Consider the following 26,003-nt stretch of genomic DNA (forward strand, 5'->3'; position numbering starts at 1 on the left):
TAAAGAGCTTCTATTTTATTTTTTTGTTAATCATCGGTTATACGCAACTTTTTATATGTATAAAAGGGATGTTCCGCAGAAAAGGAACATCCCTTTTAAATTACTTTTTTAATGACAAGATAAAGTCTTTATGTCTTGCGACAATTCTCTCTTTTGCTAATCTAAGCTTTTTTCGGTTTTTATTGCTTGTTAAATAAAATTCTTTGTTTTCAATCGTTTCAGCTAGTTTCTCCGTATTGGTTAGTAACGTATAAGGTAATTGGTGGACAGAGGCGGCGAAATCTACACCCTTTGAGCGATAAGCTAATTGGAAGAACGGGGTACCGCTTGATGCAGAAAGTACATTTGCATGCAGCTTTAAGTTAAGAGAAAAGTGGCAAAGCGATAAGAAAGAATAAATTTGTGAAGCTGTGCAAACTTCTGGAATGAATGTGACTTTTCCTTTCTTCTTTATGCTCTCATATAGTTCCTTGCAGTGAGGGACATCTAAATCCCACATTGGAAAAATAACAATTTGATATCCTTTTTTTAAAAGATTGGTACATGCTTTAATAATTTGATTTTTAAGTTTATATTCATCGTAGCCAAAAAGGATGTTTTGGGTGGTTCCCCAATTGACCGCAATTATTTTTTTATCCTGATCCTGCAAGTATTTACTTTTTATATAGTCGTCTTCTTGGGGTGTAAATAGCATCCCAGAGTCACCAATTATCTGGTAATTACTCGTTGGCGAAGGATTTAAAGTCTTTATATACTTCTGTGTAAGTGGTCCTCTAAGACCTGCGAATGTGGAGTATTCAATCACTTTTTTTATTTTATCTCTATTAATCTCTTTATTATTGAAGGTGGTGGAGGATAACTGAAATTCACCCCTTTTAAAGGATTCAACTGTTTCTTCCGTCATATAATCAATGCCTGTTCCATAGCAATATAGAGGAAGTTTCATTTCGATTGCCTCTAATGCCAAATCGATAAAGAAATTGCCTTGAAATAAAGAGCCTCCTCCTAGAATAACGATATCAAATGGTTTTTCTCCATATAATTCTTTTAGGGTTTTAGAAGAATTAATTGGGTAGGAAAATAAAGTATAGTCTTCGTGAAGCCATCTTTTGCAAGCTTGAGCGAATGCTTCATAACAAACTTCATCTCCAATGTTATTAACGCCCAAATAACCAAGATATAATATTCTCATTGTTCATTGCCCCCTTCCTTAGCAAGAATCTCTTCAATATGATCAAGGAGCTGCTGCGCTCGAACTTGTACAGAATGTTTTTTTCTTACCATTTTATAGCCATTTAAAGCAATTTTTTTCCCTAATGTTTCATAATTTCTTAAATGATATTGTGCCTTTCGCATAAAATTCTCCTCATCGATTTCAATGAAATGAACACCAGGAATGAATCCTAAATCTTTAATCTCTTTTGTGCAAGAAGCTAGTAATAAAGTATTACAAGCTAAAGTCTCATAATATTTCATTACAGGATAATGATAAATGGAATCACAAGTAAAAAAAATCTTTGCTTTGTTCAGTTCTTGTGCAAAGCTGCTCGCTACTTTGAACGATTTCTCATCATACTGTTGGTGTAAATAGCCAGGATGCTCATGATAGGTGAAATTTGATAAACTTTTCATTTGATCAAGAATTTTTTGACGTAATGGATAAATAGTAGGATGGACAGCACCCATCATTAAATAATCAATTGTTTTCGGTTGCTTGAAGTCACTAAATACATCAATATTTACATAATGGGGAAACCATATCATTTTATCTTTAAATTCTGGATACCATTCCAAAAAAGAATCTCTATAATGGGTAAAAATATATTTCACATTATTTTCTTTAATGAATGCTCTTCTTTGATCCATTTGGTATTTTAAATCATGCATGATAATCCCGAACGGAATATTGCAGTCCTTTAGTCCAGTTACTTTTGGTGATCGGGTAGGTCGTAAATCATTTACTAGGATAAAGTCAGGCTGAAAGTTCATTTTCTGTAATGTTTCACTTATATTACCGTCTTCCTCCCAGGTTCTTATATCAACGTATTTTTTTAATTCTTTTGTTAAATAATACGTATTTCTTTCTATCCCATTTTCCCAATTTTTTGTAATAAAAAGTATCTTTTTTTTCTTCTTTAATGTCATCAGCATCATGTCCTTTCCCTAATGTTTACTATATATACTATTCTTGTCCCCCATAAATCGGACCATAGCAAATGGTCCAAATGTTAACTGCTAGTCACCATTTTATGGATTGTCCATATACTATTAAGAGATATGAGAGGTAGGAGGAGCACTTAGATGAGTAAGATTATTCTTTCAGGTTATTATGGAGAACAGAATGGCGGAGATGATGCATTGTTACTAGTATCCTCTTGGGGAAGCCGGAAATTTCTATCTGGGGATAAAATCTATGGGACATGTATACAAAAGCCTGTTCTGCCATTGAATGCAGAAATGGAAGCACTTTTTGTTCAAGAAGAACAAGAACGTAATGAAAACTTACTTCGTTTGTACAGGCATTGTTATGAGAGTGATTTTATTTTATTTGGCGGCGGCTCTGTTTTTCATTCGACAGATAAAATGACAAGAGATAGCGATTTAATCGATTTAAATAGAGGGAAAGGAGCAGCTGCAATTGGGGTATCCTTTGGACCATTTAGAGATTCGGCTGCTGAAGGTGCATGTAAAAAGCTTATCGAAAAATTTAATTATATTGGCTGTAGAGATGAAGAAAGCTATGAATTAATTCGTTCTTTCTCTTCCGATATAAATGTAGAATTAACATTTGATTTAGCAGTCCTTTTACCACTTGTAGTTGGTGAAAATTTTAATGGGTTGCATGCTAGAAAAGGTTTAGGAATTTCCTTATGTCACTATGAGAGATATATTGGTGGAGATACAAGTATTGAAAAGACGAGAATGAAAAAAATAGTCAATGTTTTAAATGGACTTAACCAGGAGGAAATAGAAGAGTTAGTCTTTATTGATTTTAATGGCCATCCTCTTTTTGGAGATCAAGACATTCACCGTGAAGTCATCGACCAATTACACACAAAAATTCCTATTAAGCATCTGTCTTATGATAAGGATCCAATAAACACTCTTCGAACCATTGCCTCCTTAAAAGGATTGATTGGGATGAGACTTCATAGCTCTGTATTTGGCTATATTACAAATACACCGACGATCATTCTTTCTTATCATCCTAAATGTGATGGATGGGCCAAGCAAATTCAAGCAGATAAAGAGTATATTATTCCATCCCATTCCTTTGAAGAGGAAAGTATATGGCATGCACTTGAACAAATTATAGCTGGCCAATATAGGTATCCAAAACTATCGATAAAGGCTGCACAATCACTAGCGATGAAAAATTGGGAGGGTGCAAGATGGTCGCTGTCTCAGTAGTTATTCCGCTATATAATAAAGAACAATATATTGAACGAACAATTATATCCATTCTTTCGCAAACATTTCAAGATTTTGAGATTATTATTGTAGATGATGGTTCAACAGATGGCAGTGTTGAAAGAGCGGAAACTTGGGCCGACGATCGGATTAAGGTACTTAAGATGGAACACAAAGGTGCCTCAGCAGCTAGAAACAAGGGGATACTTGCCGCTACCGCTGAATTAATTACGTTTATTGATGCAGATGATGAGTGGAAACCTGGTTTTCTTGAGAAAATTATATATTTAAAAGATAAATATCCTGAATGCGGTGCTTATGCAACAAGCTATGAAATCGTTCTGCCGACAAAAAAGAAAATAATCCCATCTATTTATCAAACGCCTGAAAAGTGGGAAGGGATATTTACAAACTATGTTGAAAAAACATTAAAGGATTTACCAATCATTTCTTCTGCAATCGCAGTCCGAAAGCAAGTTTTTGATAAAATAGGTTTATTTAAAGAAGGAGAGCCTCTTGGAGAAGATCAAGATATGTGGTTACGAATTGGGATGAACTATTCGATTGCCTATATCAATGAAAGCTATGCCATTTATTATCGCGGGTTAGAAAACAGTGTATGCATGGATTTGACCATATTAAATCGCTATCCGATCATTTATTCGTTAGAGAATTTGCTTCATAAAGAAGAAGTTCCTTATATCGATTTGTATTTGTCAAAATTAAAATTGGACTATAGTAAAAGATTACTAGAGGCAAATAAATTAGATTCTGCTTGGCAAGAATTGCAGTATACAAAAGCAAATATATATAAATGGCAAAAAATAAAACTTTGGTTATTCTACTATTGGAAAAAAATCAGCAATAAATATAGTTTTACCCAAAAAAATATAATAAAAAATGCCCGTAAGTTGTAATCTAAGGAAAGAGAAGCCCCATGCTAAAATAAGCAGGGGCTAGTAGTTATTTATGGTATTTGCTGAAAAATTGGGAGTTTGGCTGAAATTATCTTAGTTTGGCTGATATTTTTCAAGTTTAGCTGATTCCCCTGCAGTTATGGCTGATATTTTTCAAGTTTGGCTGATATTTTTCAAGTTTGGCTGATTCCCCTGCAGTATTGGCTGATATTTTTCAAGTTTGGCTGATACCTCTGCAGTATTGGCTGATATTTTTCAAGTTTAGCTGATATCCCTGCAGTATTGGCTGATATTTTTCAAGTTTGGCTGATATCCCTGCAGTATTGGCTGATATTTTTCAAGTTTGGCTGATACCTCTGCAGTATTGGCTGATATTTTTCAAGTTTGGCTGATTCCCCTGCAGTATTGGCTGATATTTTTCAAGTTTGGCTGATCCCCCTGCAGTTATGGCTGATATTTTTCAAGTTTGGCTGATCCCCCTGCAGTTATGGCTGATATTTTTCAAGTTTGGCTGATATCCCTGCAGTTATGGCTGATATTTTTCAAGTTTGGCTGATATCTCTGCAGTTTTAGCTGATATTTTTCAAGTTTGGCTGATTCCCCCTGCAGTATTGGCTGAAATTATCTTAGTTTGGCTGATATCTCTGCAGTTTTAGCTGATATTTTTCAAGTTTGGCTGATTCCCCCTGCGCTTTGGCTGATAAATTCCATAGTTTGGCTGAAAAGCCGCTCGCAGAGGCTGAAATCCGTCTCACATTAGCTATTAAATCCAAAGCGGCTGATAAATTCCTCACTTTGACTGATATAATATTATATTTTGGTTTATTGACCGTATTTAAACCAACTTGAATTTAAATGTTAGCTTCATTCCTCGCAACATAACTATCCAAAAATAATCATCCATAAAGAATATAACTTAGAAAACAATCTATCTTATAACTTATTTTCTTACTTTGATTTATTCCACAAACGAATACATTCGTAAAGAAAAGTAAATGATTAATTTGTAAGAAGGCAACTTTTTTTCTCTAGACCCACTGCTTTCTTTTCTGCTAATATGTTTAAGTTGACTTTTTAAGTGTATTGAAATTTTTGGAAAATAAAAGAGGTTGATGAGATTTGGGATCGAGAGAATTGCTAGCCAAACGAGTAGCTTGGATTAGTGTAATTAGTAATATTATTTTAACAATTGGGAAAATAATAGTGGGTTGGATAGGGAATAGTGATGCGGTTTTTGCCGATGGGATTCACTCAGCTGCAGATGTGTTTGCCTCTGTTCTTGTTTTAGTCGTTATTAAAATTGCGAATAAACCGGCAGATCAGGAACACCCATATGGACATGGTAAGGCAGAAATAATTGTATCTGGTATTGTTGGTATGATTCTTTTATGTGTCTCTATCTACTTGGTATATGAAGTAATAATTGGGTTATTCCATCCCATCACAACACCAAGTATGATTGCAATGTGGGTTGCTGTTATTTCTTATATTTCGAAAGTGCTATTATATCGATATAGTAAGAGGATTGCGAAGGAACAAAGCAGTAAAGCAATTGAAGCAATTGCTTATGATCATAAGGCTGATATTGTGGCATCCATTGCAGCAGCAATAGGTGTTCTTTTCTCTATCCTTGGAGAAAAGTTGAATATACATTTATTTCTTTATGGAGATAAGATGGCAACGATCATTGTTGCTTATTTGATTTTTAAAATTGCGAAGGAAATGGTAAGTGAAGCTTTTGATATTTTACTGGAGCGGAATATAGATTTGGCAATTTTAGCAGAGTATCATGACATAATTTCTTCATTTGCTGAAGTAAAGCGAATTGACCGACTCCGTGCTAGAGAACATGGTCACTATATATTAGTCGATTTACGTATCTCAATCGATTACGATAAAACCATTAAGGAAGGTCATGATTTATCTAGAAAAATAAAAAAGAAATTAATGGCAAAGCACGATAATATTAATGAAGTGCTAATTCATTTGAATCCATATTTTAAGGACTAGCATTCAGTTGTTCCTTTATATTTAGCTTTCATATTAACCACTTGCATATGCAAAAGCAATTACTTTTTAAATAGAACTAGGTAGTAACTAAACAAGGTCATGAAAAAGTGTTGTTCTCACATAAACGCTTTTTCAATGACCTCTTTTAATAATTCCAGACTTCTTTTAATGAAAATCGAAATAGTTCATTTAATTGTTCGGTTGGATCTTCCGAATTTTTTTGCAACCCTTTTGCGTACGCTTCTAGCTGGTAAATCTCACTTTCTAAGAATGTATTAATAAGATTGATTCGTGGTTCGAGTGATAATTCTTCGCCAGATTTTTTTCTTTCTAATAAAGTTATAATACTTGTAAGAAGGTCACCAGCAGGGATAAGTTCTTGTACTAATGTTTCGAATTCCATTGGCGGAACCGTTTGGTATATTTGAGTCCACTTTGCTGCTAAAATTGGCCTCAATACATAAAAATATTTTTTGATTTTAACTGTATCTCCTTGTAGGTATTCTCGAAAATTTCCTTTTGCCATATTTAAATAATGATAGATAATGGAAGCAGGCGAGAATATTTCTTTTTCTAGTTCTTTCATTTTATCGATGGTTGAAAAACGCTGATAATATACCATATTAGAGCGTAACCATTCTAATAACGGGGGATTGGACTTGCGAAAAAGCTTAAGCGTTTTAGTTAGTTCCCAGCCGCTCATATCTAATAAGGGATCAACAGGGATTGATAATGAATCATGGTTTGGAATCTCGATTACATCTCGGCCGCGATCAATCGATAAGTACCAGTTTGGCTGATGAATATAAATAAACCGCACATCATAATCACTATCCTTGGATGGAAAGCCCCATGCCCGACTTCCGGATTCACATGCATAAAGCACCTTTATGTTAAATTCCTTTTCCGTTTGGTCAATCACTTTTCTGATATGGTTTTCCAAAGGCATATACCTCCAATTGATTTTTGCTCATTTTACCAAAAAAATCAGCGATTTACCATATTAATCTGCAAAATGATAACGTTCTCATGTACAATGATAGGGAGTGCTTATTTTGTCTGACTATCCCTTTAGGGAGTAGTTGGGGGAAAGGAATAACAAGGAGGAGGAAGTACAAGTGAGGAATATACCGATTGCCATCCAAATGTATACGTTAAGAAATGAGTGTGAGAAGGATTTTCGCGGAACCCTCCGTAAAGTGGCGGATCTTGGATTTCAAGGAGTAGAGCTTGCTGGATATGGGGGAATTCCTGTAGCAGAATTAAAGGAATTATTGGATGAACTAAATTTACGAGTAGCAGCATGCCATGTACCATTAGTTGATTTGGAGAGCGATCTTTCTCAGGTTATTCAAGATCAAGTAGTATTAGGGAGTAAATTTTTAGTATGTCCCTATCTTTTACCAGACAAAAGAACAGAAGCGGATTATCAATCACTAATTGCTTTCTTGAATATGGCAGGAGCAGAATGTCGAAAAGCAGGGATATCTCTTTGTTATCATAATCATGATTTTGAATTAGATACATTGCGTGATGGAAGAACGGCATTAGCCACGATAATGGAAGATACAGATCCTACATTAGTTTTTGCAGAACCAGATGTATACTGGCTTTCGAAGCGAGATTATGACCCAGCAAAATGGATTGATACATATAAAGATAGAATGAAGCTTATTCATTTAAAGGATATGACAACAGATGAAGAACAATTCTTTGCTGAGGTAGGTACAGGAAGTATTGATTTTCAAGCAATTCTTGAAAAAGGAGAGGACGCAGATATCCAATGGTGGATTATTGAACAGGATGCAACTAGAAGAACTCCATTGGAAAGCATTGAAATTAGTTTGCGAAATCTAAAGGAAATGTTAACGGACCGGAAGATATAAACTTAACTAGAATAAATCAGCGGGGATTTTTCCCCACTGATGAAATTTACCTTTACCTATTCTCTAAGTAAGGGCATGGAACAACAACGAAAGGACCCACCAGATTTAATGATTTCGGAAAAATCAACCTCGAGTACTTCATACCCTCTTTTTTGCAATTCTTTATTAACCCCTTCATTCATAGGTAAACTAATTACCTTTTTGTTGCCAATGGATAATACATTTGTACCTAATGTTTCTTGCTCTTTAGCGCTTACGTGAATAAAATCATATCGTTCTCGCAGTAATTTTTCTTTTTCTTTATGAAATTCTCCTGGAAAAATTAATCCCTCTGTAGGAGAAAGAATATTAAAGACACAATCTAGATGGAGATATGTATCCGTAAACGGGACAGCTATGACATCATAAGAAGGCATCAAGGTCTGCAAATGGCGGATAGCTGCTTCATTTGTACGCTGACTGATGCCTGCAAAAATTGTTTTCCCGTCAATAATCACATCGCCGCCTTCAATAAAATTGCCTTTAATATCTGTATAAGTGATTTCTTTTTTCTTTAAATAATCTATTAAAACTCTTTCTTCTCCGTGTCTAGCATCTCGTGCCATTTCTGCCACAAAGATCTGACTTCCTAAGGTGAATCCGATATCTCTTGTAAAAACCTGTTCATGGTATTTTTCTTCTGCTGGAAGAAGGATTATTTCCACTCCATTTTTTTGCAGAGTTTCTATAAACATTTCATGCTGTTTTACAGCAAGTTTTTTATCAATATTTTTCTTTGCATGTTTTTTTTGAATATCATTTATAGGGACTTTAATAGCCATATATTCAGGAGAAACTAAGACTACTGTTTTTAATGGATCATATTCATTGGAACAATTTATTTTCATGATAAAACCCTTTCCATTATAGTATAGAAAATAGTTTTTCCTGAATGGCTTATTTTATGAAAGAACTTGTGCAATCATTTTTTTGGGATGATGATGTTCATGAAGGAAATGAAAACTACAATTGTAAGGAAAAGCGGTAGAAATGGCATTCATAGAGGGGATGAAAACCATATTGGCAAGAAACCCTGAAGGAAGTGGTGTTCATCAGGGAAATGAAAGTCATAATTGCAAGGAAAAACAGTGGAAGTGGCGTTCATAGAGGGGATGAAAACCATATTGGCAAGAAACCCTGAAGGAAGTGGTGTTCATCAGGGAAATGAAAACCAGAAATGCAAGGAAAAACAGTGGAAGTAGCGTTCATGAAGGAGATACAAGCCATAACTACAAAAACAGCCAGTAGAAGCAGCATTCATCCCACTATAATAGCTAAATCAGAGGAAAAGAAGACAGACAAAAGCCAGTGAAGAAACCTTCACTGGCTTTTGTCATATAGCATTAGCTTTCGTCAATATCTTTACGATTTTTCTTAAATAGTTTGGAAAGAACTTCATAAACAATAGGGACGATAACAAGTGTTAACAAAGTAGAACTGATTAAACCACCAATAACAGTAATACCAAGGTCTTTAGAGATTAATCCACTACCACCAGAACCAACTGCTAATGGAATTAATGCACCAATTGTTGCAATAGCTGTCATTAGAATCGGACGAAGACGCGTTGATCCTGCTTCAAGAATCGCTTCACGCATATTCATTCCATCTCGTTCCATATGAATGATTCGGTCTACTAATACAATGGCATTCGTTACAACAATACCAATTAACATTAAGAGCCCCATCATTACCGAAACAGAAATGGTTTGACCTGATAGGTACAATCCGACAAACGAACCGATAACAGCGAATGGTAAACTGAATAGAATCGAGAATGGGGCAACCCCTTCACGGAATGTAACAACAAGGATAAAGTACACGATCGCAACAGCAGCAATCATAGCAATACCTAACTGTGTGAATGTTTCATTCATATCTGCAGTTACACCCGCAACTCCCATTGTAACGCCTTTTGGTAAGTCGATTTTATCGATTTCTTTATCTACTTCATTTGTTACTTTCGAAACATCATCACCAAGGATTTTTCCTGATACAGTTGCATAGTATTCACCTTTACTACGAGAAAGCGTATTTAGAGTAGTTCCTTCTTCTACATCCACAAGCTCTGAAAGTGGCATTGTTTGCCCTGTAGCAGTTGGAATTTCAGTGTCTAGCATATCGTCGATTGATTTCGGCTGTGCTGATTTTTCTTGTTGGACAATAACATCAAGCTCCTCACCGTCTTTTTCAATCGTTGTTAATACATCTTTTGAATTGTTAGGGCTTAGTGTCGCAAGGAGCTGACCAGCTGTTAACCCATATTGTAATAATTCTTCCTGATTTACTTTAAATGTATATTCTACATAAGCATCTTCAGCTGTTGTAGTAACATCTTCTAAACCATCATTCTTTTTTAACACAGATTCTACTTTTTTCACTGATTCATTCAGCTTATCTAAATCTTCACTATAGAATGTATAGCTGACTTCATTCGTTGACATCCCGGTTGATGAGAAGTCTTGGGATTTCCATTCGCCAGATTGATCGAGATTTGTAATATATTCCTCAATTTCATCACGAACTTCAGGGAAGTTTTTCATATCTTCATCAAAGATTAGGTACATAAGTGCACCGCCAGCTCCCATGCCCATCATTGCGCTTTGTGCATCAGCTGTATCATTAATCGATAATTGAACGATATCGATATCTTTGCGGTCAAGCATTTTTTCTTCTACTTCTGTAACGTTCTTTAATGTCTCATCCTTTAGTTCACCAGTTTCTGGAGTGTAGGTGATATACATCGTTTTTTCTTCTTCACTTCCTAGGAAGCTAAAGCCGATTAAAGGAGTGAGGGCAACACTTCCAGCTAATAAAATAACAGCGATAAGGGAAGTGATGATTTTATGATTAAGTGCTTTTTCGAGAATACCTTTATACCAAGTTGCCAATTTACCAGCTTCTTTATGATTACTTTCTGTTTTCTCACTATATAATTTTTTCTTAAATAAGAAATGAGAAAGTGCTGGAACGATTGTAATGGCAACAAGTAATGATGCGCCAAGAGAGAACGCCATTGTTAAGGCGAAAGGACGGAATAATTCTCCAACCATGCCTCCAACAAACATTAATGGAGCAAATACCGCAACTGTTACTAAAGTAGAAGACAGGATTGGTTTGAACATTTCAATCGTTGCTTCTCTAATAAGCGCGCGGCCAGTTAATTTTTCTTCTTTCAGGTGCAAGCGTCGATAAATATTTTCCACGACAACAATGGAGTCATCAATTACCCGCCCGATTGCCACCGTAATAGCACCTAGCGTCATAATATTTAACGTGATATCCATCCAGTTTAATAGCAGTAATGCCATGAAAATAGATACTGGAATGGAAATAATCGAGATAATCGTTGATTTAAAATCACGTAAGAATAGTAAAATAATTAATACGGCGATTAAACAGCCAAATACTGCTTTTTCAACCATGGTAAACACAGATTTTTCAATCGGATCTCCTTGGTCGAGAGAAACATCAATTACTAAGCCATCAATGTTTTTTTGCTCATCTTTAATTAAATCTTTTACACTGTTAACAACATCAACAGTGTTTGCTTGTTGACCTTTGACAATTTGGATGGCGATTGCATCTTTACCATTTGTACGAGAAACTGATTCCACTTTCCCAACTACTTCAATTTTTGCAATATCGCTAAGTTTTAAGAATGGGGCAGGATTTTGTTCAGATGGAGTGACAGGAATAAGCATATTCTTTAGTTCTTTTTCTGTCATAAATTTCCCGTCAATTGCAACTGCTTGTTCGCCTTCTTCAAACTCGTAAAGTCCTAAAGAAACTGCTAAGTTACTCGCTTGAATCATATCTTTAACAGTATCTTCCGTTAAATCTAATTGCGCCATTTTTTCTTTGTCATATGTTAAATCGACTTCTTCAATATGCTGACCTGTGATAGTTGCAGAAGCGACACCATCAATCTTTTCGATTTTTGGAAGAATGATATCTTCCACAGTTGATGTTAATTCGGTAATGTCTTCTTCTGTACTGCTGACACTTAACGCTACAATTGGCATCATATTCATACTGATTGCTGTAATTGTAGGTTCCTCTGCATCTTCAGGTAAGGTGACATTATCCAGAGCGGATTGTAAAGCTCGTTTTGCTTCATCCATATCTGTACCATATTCATATTCTAGTTGAACATTTGCCATGTTCGAATAAGAATTTGAATAGACAGCTTTAACATCTTCCAGATTTTCTACTACTTTTTCTATCGGCATGGATACTTCTTCCATCACCTTCTCCGGAGTAGCTCCCGGGTAAACATCCATTACGGTTAAGTATGGAATAGAGATATTTGGTATGGTTTCCATATTCATCCTTGTACCAGAATAGATACCTGATACAGTAATAATAATGGTTAGTAACCAAACCGCAAGCTTGTTACCTAACACAAAATTTACTAAACCTTTCATAATACACCTTCCCTTTATTGACTAATCTAACTCATTTACTTATAATAAATGACTAAGTAGTCATATGTCAATCAATAGTACATAGGAGAGAATGAGATGACAAAAAAACAGCTGATTATGGAAAAATCGATAGAGTTATTTGCAAAACAAGGATTTGCGGCTACTTCCGTTCAACAAATAACGGAACATTGTGGGATTTCTAAAGGGGCCTTCTATTTATCCTTTAAGTCAAAGGATGAATTAATTATGGCTTTAGTTGATTATTTTATGGAACAGTTCATCGCGAAACTTGACTACGCAGTCAATCATGTGGATGATATTCTTTATCATTTTTATTACGAAATATTATATACATTTAAGGAAAATTCTAGTTTTGCGACATTGTTTATTAAAGAGCAAGCGCTTTCGTTTAATGATGAATTTATTCGAAAGTTTACTTATTATGATCATTTACTGGAAAAAACAATCGAGCATATGATTGGAAAAGTATATGATTCATCCAAACAAGCAATCAAGTATGATTTAGTATTTAGTATTAAAGGGTTTCTTAATACTTATACTCATATTGTATTAAACCATAATAAATATATTGATTTTGATTTACACAGGCTTGCAAAATCGCTTGTAGAGAAAACAGACATTATAGCTTCATATACAGAATCACCATATTTTACAGAAAGTATCTATCAGTTGCTGCACCAGTCCGTTATTGAAGAAAGTGCGACAAAAGAGGATTTGCTGCAACATATAAAAGGGAAAATGGAAGAAGTAGATGATCATTATGTGAAAGAATCGCTTTCTTTACTTATAGAGCAGTTGGAAGAGAAAACATTGAACTCGGTTTTACTAAAAGGATTGCTTGAAAACATTCGACATCATCGTGACTGCATTTGGTTATCCTATTTATTATTCCAATATTTTCAGCTTCATCCGAGTCATAAACAATAGATATATTTTAAAGATGAGTTCTTTACAGGATTCATCTTTTTTTATTTAAAGGATTTCAAAGCAATCAAGGAATTGTAGCAAATAAAATAATTATTGATTAAAGTGAAAATATACACTAAAATTGAAATAAATCATTTATTAAGGCGAATATATGAGAGATTGTAATTATAAAGGAGAAAAAAATGAAAGTATTACAAGCAATTATAATGACGGTGTTTATCGTATTTATTGGATTTATTGCAACAATGGTAACCACTTTATTCACAGCTAGTACATTTTATCTATGGTTTTTACCGATTATTACTGTATTTTATATGGTAACTGTTTATCTATTAATCTTTGAATGGGGGAAGAAAAAAGCAGTCAAAAGGGCAAGGATAGTAATTTTAGTCATGAGTATCTGCGGGATAGCGGGTTACATAATTTATGAACATTTTGATAAAAATTTAGAGGTTGTTAGTAGTCAAGATACGGATTTAACAGAATATATGCCATTTTTAGAGGGAACAAAAGCTGTGTTTTTGAAAGAAGAATCAACATTTAAAATAGAAGGGGATCTTCCAAGATTAGACGGCTCTACCGCTCTTTATCCTGTATACGCAGGGTTTGTTCAAGCAGTCTATCCACAAAAAATGTATTCATTAGAGGAAAGTGAGGTAGTTTCAAGTCAAACAAGTGAGGCGTTTAATCGCTTATTAAATCGTGAGGCAGACATCATATTTGTGCCAAAGCCTTCAGAGAAACAATTTAAATTGGCTGAAAGCCTTGGGGTAAAATTAAAGCTTACACCAATTGGGAGAGAGGGATTTATCTTTTTTGTTCATGCGAAAAATCCAGTGGAAACACTAAGCGTGGAACAAATACAGGATATTTATTCTGGGAAAATAAGAAACTGGAAGGAAGTCGGTGGAAAACATGAAAAAATTAGAGCATTTCAAAGACCAGAAGAAAGTGGCAGTCAATCTGCATTGTTGAGGGTTATGGATGGAAAACCGTTAATGGATCCTCCCACAAAGGATATTGTCAATGCAATGGAAGGCATAATAAGTGAAACTGCAGACTATCAGAATAAAAGAAATGCGATTGGGTTCTCTTTCCGGCATTTTTCAGAAGATATGGTGCGTAATGGAAAAATAAGAAATATTGCTGTTGATGGAATACCTCCTACAGTAGAAACAATTAAAGATGGAAGCTACCCTTTCATTAATGAATTTTATGCCATTACGCTGGAGGATAATAAATCTCCCCAAGTTGATGGATTTTTAAAATGGATGGTGTCAGAGCAAGGCCAACGGATTGTTTCGGAAACTGGCTATGTGGCAGTTGAATAGATATTAATATGTGGTAGATCTTTGTTTGGGTAACCGGCAGTATTTATTACTGGCCGAGTTACCTATTTATATGGTAAACAGCAACAAAAGAATCTTTATTTTTTGCTTATAATGGAGAAAACTAATTAATTAGATTGATAGATAGCAGTAAAAAGGGGAGAAATCAGCCAAAATAAGAAAAAATCAGCCAAAGCAGCGAGAAAATCAGCCAAAGTAGGAAAAAATCAGCCAAACGCATCCACTCCTCATAAAGATGAAAACCAAAACGCTTTATTAATGGATTTTTTCTACTCAACCTTTCTAATCCCTTTTTTTGTCTATTTTATAAGGTGGAATGCCTGTAACTATTTAGTTCGTAATTCTGTTACCGTGAACAATCAAAAGAAATATTGACACTCATAATCTAGTATATTTATAATCTCACATAGAAAGAAAGCGTTTACTTTTACATCACTAGAAGAAGTAAACGCTTATTTTTTTACAACTAGTTAGGTTTAGTAAGAGGCTCAAGTTGCTTAAAACATTTAGAACAGGAGGAACAGGAATGAATCACTGGTTAAGGAAATCACTCATTATACTAACGATATTTGTTCTTGTGTTCACGACACGAGGCTTCTCGTTCAATCAAATGAACGTAAAAGCAGAGAACACAGATGGAAAAGATATACCTGAAAACACATTAAGAATTCATTATCAAAATGAGGGAAATAAGTATCAGGATCTAGGGTTATGGCTGTGGGACGATGTAGAATCACCTACTGCTAATTGGCCACAAGGTGCTGCAGCGTTTGAAGAAGAGAAGCAAGATGAGTATGGTACATATATTGATATTCCTTTGAAAGCAGATGCTAGAAAGGTTAGCTTTCTTGTTGTAAACAGAACGAATGGAGAGAAAGAGAGCGGAGATAAGTCCGTTACGATAAACAATCCATCATTAAATGAAGTATGGATTAAAGAAGGTTCAGATAGTGTTCATCTATTTGAGCCAGTAGAACTGGCTGAAAATACTGTTAGAATTCATTATCAAAGAGATGACCAAAACTATGATAAGTTAGGGTTGTGGTTATGGGACGATGTAGAATCACCTACTGTTAATTGGCCGACTGATGCTGTAGCATTAGAAAAAAATGATCGCTATGGTGCTTATGTTGATATAAAAGTGAAAGAGAATGCTAAAAAAATTGGCTTTCTTATTGTAAACCGTGAAAATGGTGAAAAGATTGGTGGTGACAAAGGGTTCGCTTTATTGGAAGAGTATAATCATTTATGGATTAAAAATGAAGATGATCAAGTTTATATTTCACCATACTGGGAATCACCAACTGATTTAGTTTCAGGAGAACTATTGTCTGACACAACCATCCAATTAACTTTTTCCAGTACAAAAGGACTTGTGGAAGAGGATATAGCGCAAGCATTATCTATTGTGGATAAGGACCAAGAAGTAATAGATTTTAGTGCAGTGAAAATTATTAATGAAACCACAGTGGAAATAACAGGTGTTTATGATGCGGAAAAGGGGCCTTTTACAATCTCTTATCAAGGAAGATCTGTTACAGCCAAATCTGGATGGAAAATGTTAGATGAAAATTACTTTTATGAGGGCAATGATTTAGGGGCCACATATCATAATAAAGATGCAACATTAAAATTATGGGCACCGAAAGCATCAAAGGTAACCGCCGTTTTTTATGATAAAAATGATGCAGCAAGGAAAATTGGCAGTTTAGATTTAGTACAAGGGGATCAAGGGGTATGGAGTGTCGAAGCGAAAGCAGATGATCTCGGCATCAAAGATACAAGAGGATATTATTATCAATATGAAGTAACCAATGATGGAAAAGTATCTAAAGTTTTAGATCCTTATGCTAAATCGATGGCAGCTTTTACTGTTAACACAAAGGGACAGGTTGGCAGTGATGGCGATACAGTAGGAAAAGCAGCCATTGTTGATTTAAGTCAAACCAATCCCGCTAACTTAACTAGTGTGAAGATTGATGGCTATGAAAAACGAGAGGATGCAATTATATGGGAAGCTCATATTCGTGACTTTACTTCTGATCCAACCATTCAGACAGATTTAAATGGTCGCTTTGGAACTTATAAAGCATTTATTGATAAACTGGATTATATAAAATCCTTGGGTGTTACACATGTCCAACTCCTGCCAGTTAATGCTTGGTATTGGGGAGATGAAACGAGAATGGGAGAAAGGGAATTAGAGTATTCGGCAGCAGGAAATGAATATAATTGGGGGTATGATCCTCATAACTATTTCTCACCAGATGGTGCCTATTCGGAAAATCCAAAAGATCCAGAGCTGCGCATTAAAGAATTAAAGGAGCTAATTAATGCGATTCATGCTGCTGGCATGGGAGTGGTTCTAGATGTTGTATATACACATATGTCCAATGCTAGTCTATTAAATGATATTGTTCCAGATTATTATTTTTTCCAAGACAGTAATGGTAAATTTGTGGGAGGATTTGGAAATAACTTAGCTACAAATCATAAAATGGCGGAAAAGCTAATGATAGATTCAGTGAAATATTGGTTTCGTGAATTTAAAATCGATGGCATGAGATGGGATATGATGGGGGATGCAACCTATGAAGCTGTTCAAAAAGCTTATGATGAAGCGGCAGCCATCAATCCAAATGCATTATTTATTGGAGAAGGGTGGAGGACGTTCTCGGGGCATTTAGCAGACCCATCTTTGGCAGGAAAAGGTGCAGACCAAGACTGGATGGATAAAACCGATGATGTCGGTGTTTTCTCTGATGAAATAAGAAATGAGGTAAAATCGGGTTATGGTTCAGAAGGAGAGCCGCGCTTTATCACTGGCGGAGCTCGTAATATTCAGACGATATTTAACAATATAAAAGCACAGCCATCCAATACGCCAGCAGATAATCCAGGAGACATGGTGCAATATATTGAAGCACATGATAATCTGCCGCTCTACGATATTATTGCGAAAGCTTTGAAAAAAGATCCAGCCATTCCAGAAAATGATCTAGAAATTCATAAACGTATTCGCCTTGGAAACTCATTGATTCTGACTTCACAAGGCACGGCATTTTTACATGCAGGACAAGAATATGGAAGAACCAAGCAATGGCTAGGAGAGGGAATTCCAGAACAAAAATATGATGCTTTTACAGATGAAAATGGCAATGTGTTTGGTTACTTTGTTCATGATTCCTATGATTCATCTGATGCCATTAATATGTTTGATTGGTCCAAAGCCACCAATAAGGAAGTATATCCAGTAAATAATGAAACGGTGGAATATACAAAAGGATTAATTGAATTAAGAAAATCAAGCAATGCTTTTCGACTAGGAGAAAAGAGTTTAGTCGATTCTAATGTAACCATGATTGCTGCACAAGAGATTCAGGAAGAGGATGTTGTTATTGCCTATAAAAATGAGTCAACAGACGATACAGGCAGCTATTATGTATTTATAAATGGTGATACAAAAGCTAGGGAGCTGACATTAAGTGAAGATTTAACCGAATTTAAAGTAGTAGTGGATAATGATGAAGCAGGTAAAGATTCTGTTGAAGAGAAAAGTGGTTTCACTTTAACAGCAGAAAAAATAACACTTGAGCCACTTACTACTATTGTCATAAAAAATGAAAAAGAGACAGGCGGAAATCAGGATGATGGCGCCAAAGAGCCAAATGATCCAGAAAATCCAGTGGATTCAACAGATCCTAAAGCTCCAGAAAAACCAGATAAAGAAGACCCAGTTAATGCAGATAAGAATCCCAATGATAATAAGGGAGACATGGGAGATAACGGTGAGAAGGCTGACAATAACGGAAAATCAAAAAATTCCTTGCCAAATACAGCAACTAATAATGGCACATATCTACTGATTGGGATAGTTATTTTAGCAGCAGGTGTTTGTCTTTCTATCATCATTCGCAGAAAAAAAGCAGATGCAGAATAAATAAATAGATAGCAGAAGTTAGGAGTATAGCTAACTTCTGCTTTTTGTATTTAAAAAAGGGAAAGAAAGCAAAAAATAATGGACGAAGGATAAAACGAAATTTTGTGTGCACCTTATTATTCAGAAGGTGTGGTAAAATGAAGAAAATAATAGCAATGGTTAGTTTGTTTTTATGTTTAATAGCACTCCCTACGATGGTATTTGCTGATACATATACCGTTAAAAATGGAGATTCAATGTGGAAAATTGCGATGAAATATCAAATTGGCTTAAAAGAGATTATTGCTGCGAACACACAGATTTCAAATCCTAGTTTAATTTATCCAAATCAAAAATTGACTATCCCCAATATTGATTCCATTAAAACTGTAGATCGGGAAGTAATCCGACTTTGCAATATAGAACGTCAAAAAAAAGGACTTCCTGCTATAACGGAAAACTGGGAATTATCAAGAGTTGCTAGAGATAAATCGATGGATATGGCTCAAAAAAATACTTTAGTCCTACAAGTCCAACATACGGATCGCCATTTGATATGATGAAAGCCTACGGAATTGGTTATAAAGCAGCCGGGGAAAATATTGCCCAAGGCCAAACAAGCGCACAAGCAGTAGTTCAAGCGTGGATGAATTCTAGCGGTCATAGAGCCAATATACTAAGTAAAAACTTTACACAAATCGGTGTAGGATATTACCAAAATGGTAACTATTGGACGTAAATGTTTATATCAAAATAATATTCTAGTAAGGGATTACTACTTAAAATTGAGTGATAATCCCTTTATTTATGGTGATGAGATTAATGGTTTCATTTGTAACCCCCTTCTGGCTATTGACGTTTCCTCTTGAATATTCCGCCTAGCTCTCATTGAAGGCTTGCCAAACCATTTTCAACTATGATTTCCTCGTATAGTTATTCGACAACCGCGATAGAGAGGACAATTGCCAAAACATTTAGTGACAAGACGAATCTTTTTGTGAGAAAATATTTTTAAAAAGGGAGGCTATGTCCATGTATAGTTTTAATAATGATTATAGTGAAGGAGCACATCCGCGAATTTTACAAGCATTGCTAGAATCCAATCTGCAGCAAGAAATAGGATATGGGCAAGATTCCTTTACACACAAAGCAGTTGAAATATTGAAAGAAAAACTGAATTGTGAGGAGGTAGATGTTCATCTTTTAGTTGGCGGAACGCAAACTAATTTAATTGCCATCTCTGCCTTTTTAAGACCACATGAAGCAGCAATTGCCGCAGCGTCTGGACATATTTTTGTTCATGAAACAGGAGCTATCGAAGCAACTGGCCATAAAGTTCTTACTGTTGATACGGAAAATGGCAAGTTAACACCAAGTCTAATTCAACATGTACTTGATGAGCATACAGATGAACATATGGTAAAGCCAAAACTCGTATACATATCCAATTCAACTGAAATTGGAACGATTTATTCCAAAAGCGAGCTTAAACAGTTAAGTGAGTTTTGTCAGAAGAATCAATTGCTTTTCTATATGGATGGAGCACGTTTAGGGTCAGCACTTTGTGCCAAAGACAATGATCTTACGTTAAGTGATTTACCTCAACTTCTGGATGCTTTTTATATTGGCGGTACCAAAAATGGAGCATTGATGGGGGAAGCGCTTGTGATAAAGAAAGATTCCTTAAAGGAGGATTTCCGTTATCATATGAAGCAAAAAGGGGCTATGCTGGCAAAAGGCAGAGTGCTAGGAATCCAATTTTATGAGTTATTTAAGGATACTCTTTTCTTCGAATTGGCTGAACACGCTAATAAGCTGGCAGAAAGACTAACGACAGCATTAGCCGAGAAAGGTTATCGTTTTTTAACCCAATCTTCGACTAATCAGGTTTTTCCGATTGTTTCGAACGATAAGATTATAGAATTACAGAAGAATTATCAATTCAACATATGGGAAAAAATTGATAAGGAACATTCTGCGATTCGGCTTGTTACCTCTTGGGCAACAAGAGAAGAGGAAGTGGAGCAATTTATTAACGATTTAAAATAAGAATAGATAAAATTATCAATGGCATACCAGAAATAATTAGGTATGCCATTATTCGTTATTCCATAGGAAAGGTTCCGTAGAAAAGAATTTTAAGTATTGTTACAGTAAAGCGTTATAGCTAGACCGCTATATTTACTAATGAACTATTATACGAAAAAACAATAGTCTTTTATAATACCTAGCATTTTTTTCTTTACTTATTTTTGTTTGCTCTCTATAATATTCATATAAACCCCACAGGGTATATTTTTTTATCGAAAATAATACCCCGTATGGTATAAAGGAGGAGCTTTTTATGAGTAAGAAAGTAATTATTATTGGTGGTGTGGCAGGTGGAGCAACAGCTGCTGCACGATTAAGAAGGATAAGTGAAGAAGTAGAAATTATCTTGATTGAAAAAGGAGAGCACATTTCTTTTGCTAATTGTGGGCTGCCTTATTATATTGGAGAAACGATTAAAGACAGAAGTAAGTTGCTTGTACAGACAGTGGAAGGAATGTCAAAAAAGTTTTTATTGGATATTAGAGTACAGAGTGAAGCAATATCGATTGATTCGAATAATAAAAAAGTCACGATTAAAAATTTACAAACAGAAGAGATATACGAAGAAACTTATGATAAGCTGTTGCTTTCACCAGGAGCAAGACCAATTATTCCCCCTATATTAGGTATAGAAAACCATCAATCACTATTTACACTAAGAAATATACCAGATACAGATCGCATAAAAGCCTTTGTTGATCAAAACGCACCAGAAAGTGCTGTAATTATAGGTGGCGGATTTATTGGTGTAGAAATGGCAGAAAACCTAGCTGCCCGTGGAATAAAGGTAATGATTGTGGAGAAGGGGCATCAAGTTTTAGGTCCACTGGATGTGGAAATGGCAGGTCCTGTTCAAACACATCTTAAGCAAAATGGAATAACGCTTATTTTAGGAAATGGAGTAAAAGAATTTAAAGGCAATGGAGATATCATAGTACTGGAAGATGGGACGGAAGTTCAAACAGATATGACCATTCTATCTATTGGAGTAAGGCCAGAAAATGAGTTAGCCAAACAAGCGGGACTAGAAATTGGAGAACAAGGTGGTATTGTTGTAAATCACTTGTTACAAACTTCTAATCAAGATATTTATGCTGTTGGGGATGCTATTGAAGTTCGTGACTATATCAATAGAAAGAAAACAATGATACCACTTGCAGGGCCAGCAAATCGCCAAGGTAGAATTGCTGCTAATAATATGATGGGAAAAAAAGAGAAGTACGAAGGAACATTAGGTACTTCAATTGTTAAAGTGTTTGACTTAACAGTAGCTACTACTGGAAATAATGAAAAAACACTCCAAAAATGGGGGATTCCTTATGAGGTGGTTCATATTCACCCAAATTCACATGCTGGTTACTATCCTGAAAGTTCTTCTATTGCTTTCAAATTGATATTTGATAAAGAATCAGGACAAATATATGGGGCACAAGCAATTGGAAGGGGAGGTGTCGATAAACGAATTGATGTCATTGCAACTGCAATTAAAGGTAATCTAACCGTAGAAGATCTAACTAATTTAGAACTATCGTATGCACCGCCATATTCATCTGCCAAGGATCCTGTAAATATGGCAGGATATGTGGCAGTAAATATTGTAGAAGGAGAATTAGAGCAAATCCAATGGCATGAGGTAGATCAGATAGTGCAAAACGGTGGCTATTTACTGGATGTAAGAGAAAGTGTTGAGCGAGAGTTTGGATATATAGAAGGGTCACTTAATATGTCGTTAGGTGAAATAAGAGAGAGAATGGCTGAATTACCAAAAAATCAACCGATTTATGTGAGCTGTCAAGTTGGTTTAAGAGGATATTTAGCTAGTAGAATATTAAAAAATAACGGTTTTAATGTAAAAAACGTTGATGGTGGATGGAAAACCTATTCTTCAGCTTTTGCGGATACAGAAATGGCAGAAAGAACGGAAGGAAGCAGCCAAACAAATGAAGAAATAAGAGAAGACGAAAGCTTTCAAATTGATACAGTACTGGATGTTTCCGGATTAACTTGTCCAATGCCAATTGTGAAATTAAAACAAGGGATGGATCAATTAGAGAGCAAGCAAGTGTTAGAGTTGCAAGCGACAGATAGAGGGGTATTAAGTGATTTGCCAGCATGGACAAAAAAAGTAGGACATCAAATTTTAAAAACGGAACAAGTAGGCTCTACCATTAAATTTTGGATTAAGAAAAAATAAAAGAAAAAAAGAATGCTCTTTAGTTAGGCATGCTATATATTCGCTTCAGCTAGTTTGACAGGCTATAATAATGATCAATAAATCATGTATAATGTAGGATAATAGTGACTAACTGAAAATATGGCAAATGGAAGGGGTATTTTCTTTGGAATATAATGATCAATTAAAAAATAGAGTTAAGCGGATGGAAGGACAATTAAGAGGAATTCTGAAAATGATGGAGGAGAATAAAGATTGTAAGGAAGTGATTACACAGTTATCAGCTGTTCGTTCAGCAGTAGACCGAACAATGGGTGTTATTGTGAGCACTAACTTAGTTGACTGTGTGGTAGAAGCCCAGGAAAACGGAGAAAGAATGGATGATGTAATTAAGGAAGCAGTAAATCTGTTAGTCAAAAGCAGATAATGAACAAAGATAAAAAGCTCTAGAACCTATAGAGCTTATAATTTTAGATGATTATATACCTATAGGGGTAAAGGTAATTAGGAGAGGGAGATAAAATGACAACGAAAACGACGATTGTGTTATTCAGTGGTGAATATGATAAAGCGATGGCTGCCTATATAATTGCTAATGGTGCAGCTGCTTATGATCATGAAGTCACTATCTTTCATACTTTTTGGGGATTAAATGCTTTAAGAAAAAAAGAGAATATAAAAGTAAATAAGGGATTGTTAGAAAAGCTCTTTGGAAAAATGATGCCGAAGGGAGCAGATAGAATGGGTTTATCCAAAATGAACTTTTTAGGATTTGGTCCTAAGATGATTAAACATGTTATCAAACAGCATCAGGCAATGACACTTCCCCAATTAATAGCAATGGCGCAGGAACAGAAGGTAAATCTTGTCGCATGTACGATGACAATGGATTTACTTGGATTAAAAGAAGAAGAGCTGTTAAAAGGGATTGATTATGCTGGTGTTGCTGCCTATTTGGCTGAAGCAGAGGATGGCCATGTGAATTTATTTATCTAAAATTAGTTTTTCGAGGGAAGGGGTAAATGAAATGAAAGAAATAACAACAACGGAATTAAATAGCAAATTACGGAGTGGAGAGAAAGTCTCGATTATTGATGTTCGGGAACCAGCGGAAGTAGCGACAGGGAAAATTCCTGAAGCAATAAATATTTCTTTGCGTCTTATTGAATTTAGATTGCATGAATTAGATAAACAAAAAGAATATTTTATTATATGTCAATCGGGAGGAAGAAGTAATCAGGCTGCTCAAATATTAAATAAATATGGATATAGGGTAGTAAATGTCATTGGTGGTATGCAAAACTGGGAAGGAAAAGTCGAATGAAAAGATTGGTAAAAACAGGAAAGTTAACTCCTTCCTGTTTTTACCCTTTTTTATCAAATCTTTGGAAATTTCACGGGAGTATTTATAGAAAGCTTGTCCTTGTATGAACGATAGGCGATCAATACTTGGTCTTTTGAACTCGCATCCAACTGTAGGATGAAATCTCCATTTGTTTCTAAATAATAACGAATGCCATTCTCTTGTAAATGACTGAAGTAATAATAATTGCCTAATAAATATTTGCTTTCTGTTTTTGTTTCCTTATTTTCTTTTATATATTTTGCCAGTTCATTTACGGACAGAGAAGTTTCACCCGTTAAGGTGAAAAGACCTTTTCGAACCGAATCAGCTGCCTGAATAATGGAATCTTTCACTTTAGTGACCATCGTATCCAAATAATTATTCATTTTTTCCTCCATACAATTGCTAATTTTCGTGCTACTTTCATTTATCTTTAAAAGTCTGATTAAATTTTGTTAATTCAGGATCTTTTTTTTATTGCTTGACATGAAATGCAGTGGTTTCAACTTCTGTATCTCTACTTATTCCTAACTGATCTCCATCAGCGTCCGCAATTACCCCTTCACGTGGACCATCCATATTTGGATCAACATTTACTTGAACTTGATTTCTAGGCATCTTGACACCTCCTAGTGATAGGATGGATAAAAAGAAAGAAAAAAATCCATGGTTTAGTGTTTTTAAAACCTTTAGTCTCTAGTAAAAATTAACAAAGCAATAGTTCTATCATTGTCGATTATTAACAATTTTTAAGCGTATAGTTTCCAGAACGTTCACCATACTAATCCTGTTGTTTAAAATCCATTTACAGGAGGAGATTATATTGTTGCAAAACGGACAGCAAGTACACCAAAATCTACAAACAGGTCAAGTTCCACAAGCGATGAATCATGGCGGACATGAAATGTTTGATGTTCATGAAGTACTAGTTGGAGCAATAAATACCATGAATTTGTATAAATTGTTAGGAAACCATATTCAGGATCCAGAATTACGAGATATTCAAAACAGACAATATCAATTTATTCAAGAAGAGTACAATTTAACATTAGAGTGTTTTCAAACTGGACAACCTCCTGCAAAGAGAACTGAACCATATATGATGAAAGAAAATAATGATTTCATCTTTGGAATGACCCAGATGCCTCCTGCAAAGCCAATTCAAAATGTGACGGAAATGAGTGATCAGCAAGCTGCAGTTGCAATGCTTAGTGCATTAAAAGCTTCTGCTTCTATGAAAACAGTGGCAGCAGCTGAAACAACTAATCCGGTTGTACGTCGAGTTATTGCAGCTTCTATTCCGAACTGTTTGGAAATGGCTTATGAAGTATCTTTATACCAAAACAAGCATCATTATTATCAAGTTCCTCAGCTGGCTGCTCAAGATATGCAAAATATCTTAAACGGATTTGCACCTGCACAAGGAGCTCCAATGATGCAGCAGCAAATGAATATAAATAATAATATGCATTAATTTATAGGGGAGTT

The 26,003-nt window shown here is 35.2% G+C and carries 20 protein-coding genes and 1 pseudogene; 14 read left to right on the forward strand and 7 right to left on the reverse strand.

Features of this window, described 5'->3' with window-relative positions; translation table 11 throughout:
- Positions 1–100 precede the first annotated feature (100 nt).
- Together NSQ92_RS04325 and NSQ92_RS04330 are read right to left on the reverse strand one after the other, a co-directional pair.
- On the reverse strand, positions 101–1,192 hold the full coding sequence (locus NSQ92_RS04325; RefSeq protein ID WP_047945045.1) for a polysaccharide pyruvyl transferase family protein: 1,092 nt from the start codon (positions 1,190–1,192) through the stop codon (positions 101–103).
- The gene (locus NSQ92_RS04330; protein ID WP_341152403.1) at positions 1,189–2,154 is read right to left on the reverse strand and encodes a glycosyltransferase; all 966 of its coding nucleotides are present in this window, start codon (positions 2,152–2,154) and stop codon (positions 1,189–1,191) included. The genes NSQ92_RS04325 and NSQ92_RS04330 overlap by 4 nt, the downstream gene beginning before the upstream one ends.
- Positions 2,155–2,301: 147 nt before the next feature.
- Here NSQ92_RS04330 and NSQ92_RS04335 point away from each other — a divergent pair, with 147 nt between their 5' ends.
- The 3 genes from NSQ92_RS04335 to NSQ92_RS04345 all read left to right on the forward strand — a co-directional run bounded on the left by NSQ92_RS04335 (position 2,302) and on the right by NSQ92_RS04345 (position 6,338).
- A complete protein-coding gene (locus tag NSQ92_RS04335) occupies positions 2,302–3,411 on the forward strand; it encodes a polysaccharide pyruvyl transferase family protein (RefSeq protein ID WP_047945043.1) in 1,110 nt (369 codons plus the stop codon).
- The gene (locus NSQ92_RS04340; protein WP_053215825.1) at positions 3,393–4,328 is read left to right on the forward strand and encodes a glycosyltransferase family 2 protein; all 936 of its coding nucleotides are present in this window, start codon (positions 3,393–3,395) and stop codon (positions 4,326–4,328) included. The genes NSQ92_RS04335 and NSQ92_RS04340 overlap by 19 nt, the downstream gene beginning before the upstream one ends.
- A 1,119-nt stretch (positions 4,329–5,447) precedes the next feature.
- Entirely contained in the window at positions 5,448–6,338 is an 891-nt protein-coding gene (locus NSQ92_RS04345; RefSeq protein WP_047941390.1) for a cation diffusion facilitator family transporter, read from the forward strand.
- Between the two features lie 145 nt (positions 6,339–6,483).
- Here the strand turns inward: NSQ92_RS04345 and NSQ92_RS04350 are convergent, their stop codons facing one another.
- Positions 6,484–7,281, reverse strand: coding sequence for a nucleotidyltransferase domain-containing protein (locus tag NSQ92_RS04350; RefSeq protein WP_047941391.1), 798 nt, complete (start codon positions 7,279–7,281; stop codon positions 6,484–6,486).
- Positions 7,282–7,456: 175 nt separating this feature from the next.
- Here NSQ92_RS04350 and NSQ92_RS04355 point away from each other — a divergent pair, with 175 nt between their 5' ends.
- Entirely contained in the window at positions 7,457–8,224 is a 768-nt protein-coding gene (locus tag NSQ92_RS04355) for a sugar phosphate isomerase/epimerase family protein (RefSeq protein ID WP_336044792.1), read from the forward strand.
- A 56-nt stretch (positions 8,225–8,280) separates the two neighbouring features.
- Here NSQ92_RS04355 and NSQ92_RS04360 read toward each other — a convergent pair whose 3' ends face one another.
- Positions 8,281–9,111 carry a dimethylarginine dimethylaminohydrolase family protein gene (locus NSQ92_RS04360; RefSeq protein ID WP_047941393.1) on the reverse strand — a complete coding sequence of 277 codons (831 nt, stop codon included), beginning with the start codon at positions 9,109–9,111 and terminating at the stop codon, positions 8,281–8,283.
- 495 nt (positions 9,112–9,606) lie between these two features.
- A complete protein-coding gene (locus tag NSQ92_RS04365; protein ID WP_341152404.1) occupies positions 9,607–12,690 on the reverse strand; it encodes an efflux RND transporter permease subunit in 3,084 nt (1,027 codons plus the stop codon).
- Between the two features lie 96 nt (positions 12,691–12,786).
- Here NSQ92_RS04365 and NSQ92_RS04370 point away from each other — a divergent pair, with 96 nt between their 5' ends.
- The 9 genes and pseudogenes from NSQ92_RS04370 (at position 12,787) to NSQ92_RS04410 (ending at position 24,494) form a co-directional block, all read left to right on the forward strand.
- On the forward strand, positions 12,787–13,638 hold the full coding sequence (locus tag NSQ92_RS04370; protein ID WP_047941395.1) for a TetR/AcrR family transcriptional regulator: 852 nt from the start codon (positions 12,787–12,789) through the stop codon (positions 13,636–13,638).
- Between the two features lie 182 nt (positions 13,639–13,820).
- Entirely contained in the window at positions 13,821–14,969 is a 1,149-nt protein-coding gene (locus tag NSQ92_RS04375) for a PstS family phosphate ABC transporter substrate-binding protein (protein ID WP_341152405.1), read from the forward strand.
- 544 nt (positions 14,970–15,513) lie between these two features.
- Positions 15,514–18,927 carry a pullulanase gene (locus tag NSQ92_RS04380; protein ID WP_341152406.1) on the forward strand — a complete coding sequence of 1,138 codons (3,414 nt, stop codon included), beginning with the start codon at positions 15,514–15,516 and terminating at the stop codon, positions 18,925–18,927.
- A gap of 155 nt (positions 18,928–19,082) precedes the next feature.
- Positions 19,083–19,645, forward strand: a pseudogene (gene safA / locus NSQ92_RS04385) (SafA/ExsA family spore coat assembly protein).
- A gap of 293 nt (positions 19,646–19,938) precedes the next feature.
- Complete coding sequence (locus tag NSQ92_RS04390) at positions 19,939–20,955, forward strand: threonine aldolase family protein (protein ID WP_061800301.1); 1,017 nt, start codon at positions 19,939–19,941, stop codon at positions 20,953–20,955.
- Positions 20,956–21,250: 295 nt separating this feature from the next.
- Positions 21,251–23,191, forward strand: coding sequence for an FAD-dependent oxidoreductase (locus tag NSQ92_RS04395; protein WP_095320287.1), 1,941 nt, complete (start codon positions 21,251–21,253; stop codon positions 23,189–23,191).
- Positions 23,192–23,336: 145 nt separating this feature from the next.
- Positions 23,337–23,597 (forward strand): metal-sensitive transcriptional regulator, encoded by a 261-nt coding sequence (locus NSQ92_RS04400; RefSeq protein ID WP_047941399.1) that lies wholly within the window; start codon positions 23,337–23,339, stop codon positions 23,595–23,597.
- A gap of 95 nt (positions 23,598–23,692) precedes the next feature.
- Positions 23,693–24,166: a DsrE/DsrF/DrsH-like family protein gene (locus NSQ92_RS04405; RefSeq protein ID WP_047941400.1), complete on the forward strand. Its 474-nt coding sequence runs from the start codon at positions 23,693–23,695 to the stop codon at positions 24,164–24,166.
- Between the two features lie 31 nt (positions 24,167–24,197).
- Positions 24,198–24,494 (forward strand): rhodanese-like domain-containing protein, encoded by a 297-nt coding sequence (locus tag NSQ92_RS04410; protein ID WP_047941401.1) that lies wholly within the window; start codon positions 24,198–24,200, stop codon positions 24,492–24,494.
- A 53-nt stretch (positions 24,495–24,547) separates the two neighbouring features.
- On the opposite strand, the gene NSQ92_RS04415 is transcribed toward NSQ92_RS04410, so the two are convergent.
- Both NSQ92_RS04415 and NSQ92_RS04420 read right to left on the reverse strand, forming a co-directional pair.
- Complete coding sequence (locus NSQ92_RS04415) at positions 24,548–24,901, reverse strand: hypothetical protein (protein ID WP_047941402.1); 354 nt, start codon at positions 24,899–24,901, stop codon at positions 24,548–24,550.
- Between the two features lie 88 nt (positions 24,902–24,989).
- On the reverse strand, positions 24,990–25,133 hold the full coding sequence (locus NSQ92_RS04420) for a hypothetical protein (RefSeq protein WP_156485453.1): 144 nt from the start codon (positions 25,131–25,133) through the stop codon (positions 24,990–24,992).
- A gap of 265 nt (positions 25,134–25,398) precedes the next feature.
- Here NSQ92_RS04420 and NSQ92_RS04425 point away from each other — a divergent pair, with 265 nt between their 5' ends.
- Positions 25,399–25,989 (forward strand): spore coat protein, encoded by a 591-nt coding sequence (locus tag NSQ92_RS04425; protein WP_047941610.1) that lies wholly within the window; start codon positions 25,399–25,401, stop codon positions 25,987–25,989.
- Positions 25,990–26,003 lie beyond the last annotated feature (14 nt).

The sequence above is a fragment of the Niallia sp. FSL M8-0099 genome (genome assembly GCF_038006945.1).
GTDB classification, from domain to species: Bacteria; Bacillota; Bacilli; order Bacillales; family Cytobacillaceae; genus Niallia; species Niallia circulans.

What these genes read in the sequence shown, in the direction of transcription:
- NSQ92_RS04410 (WP_047941401.1), top strand. Translation starts at nt 24,198, where the DNA reads ATGAAAGAAATAACAACAACGGAATTAAATAGCAAATTACGGAGTGGA.
- NSQ92_RS04330 (WP_341152403.1), bottom strand. Translation starts at nt 2,154, where the DNA reads ATGATGCTGATGACATTAAAGAAGAAAAAAAAGATACTTTTTATTACA.
- NSQ92_RS04375 (WP_341152405.1), top strand. Translation starts at nt 13,821, where the DNA reads ATGAAAGTATTACAAGCAATTATAATGACGGTGTTTATCGTATTTATT.
- NSQ92_RS04370 (WP_047941395.1), top strand. Translation starts at nt 12,787, where the DNA reads ATGACAAAAAAACAGCTGATTATGGAAAAATCGATAGAGTTATTTGCA.
- NSQ92_RS04425 (WP_047941610.1), top strand. Translation starts at nt 25,399, where the DNA reads ATGAATCATGGCGGACATGAAATGTTTGATGTTCATGAAGTACTAGTT.
- NSQ92_RS04420 (WP_156485453.1), bottom strand. Translation starts at nt 25,133, where the DNA reads ATGCCTAGAAATCAAGTTCAAGTAAATGTTGATCCAAATATGGATGGT.
- NSQ92_RS04365 (WP_341152404.1), bottom strand. Translation starts at nt 12,690, where the DNA reads ATGAAAGGTTTAGTAAATTTTGTGTTAGGTAACAAGCTTGCGGTTTGG.
- NSQ92_RS04405 (WP_047941400.1), top strand. Translation starts at nt 23,693, where the DNA reads ATGACAACGAAAACGACGATTGTGTTATTCAGTGGTGAATATGATAAA.
- NSQ92_RS04380 (WP_341152406.1), top strand. Translation starts at nt 15,514, where the DNA reads ATGAATCACTGGTTAAGGAAATCACTCATTATACTAACGATATTTGTT.
- NSQ92_RS04395 (WP_095320287.1), top strand. Translation starts at nt 21,251, where the DNA reads ATGAGTAAGAAAGTAATTATTATTGGTGGTGTGGCAGGTGGAGCAACA.
- NSQ92_RS04335 (WP_047945043.1), top strand. Translation starts at nt 2,302, where the DNA reads ATGAGTAAGATTATTCTTTCAGGTTATTATGGAGAACAGAATGGCGGA.
- NSQ92_RS04360 (WP_047941393.1), bottom strand. Translation starts at nt 9,111, where the DNA reads ATGAAAATAAATTGTTCCAATGAATATGATCCATTAAAAACAGTAGTC.
- NSQ92_RS04340 (WP_053215825.1), top strand. Translation starts at nt 3,393, where the DNA reads ATGGTCGCTGTCTCAGTAGTTATTCCGCTATATAATAAAGAACAATAT.
- NSQ92_RS04415 (WP_047941402.1), bottom strand. Translation starts at nt 24,901, where the DNA reads ATGAATAATTATTTGGATACGATGGTCACTAAAGTGAAAGATTCCATT.
- NSQ92_RS04325 (WP_047945045.1), bottom strand. Translation starts at nt 1,192, where the DNA reads ATGAGAATATTATATCTTGGTTATTTGGGCGTTAATAACATTGGAGAT.
- NSQ92_RS04390 (WP_061800301.1), top strand. Translation starts at nt 19,939, where the DNA reads ATGTATAGTTTTAATAATGATTATAGTGAAGGAGCACATCCGCGAATT.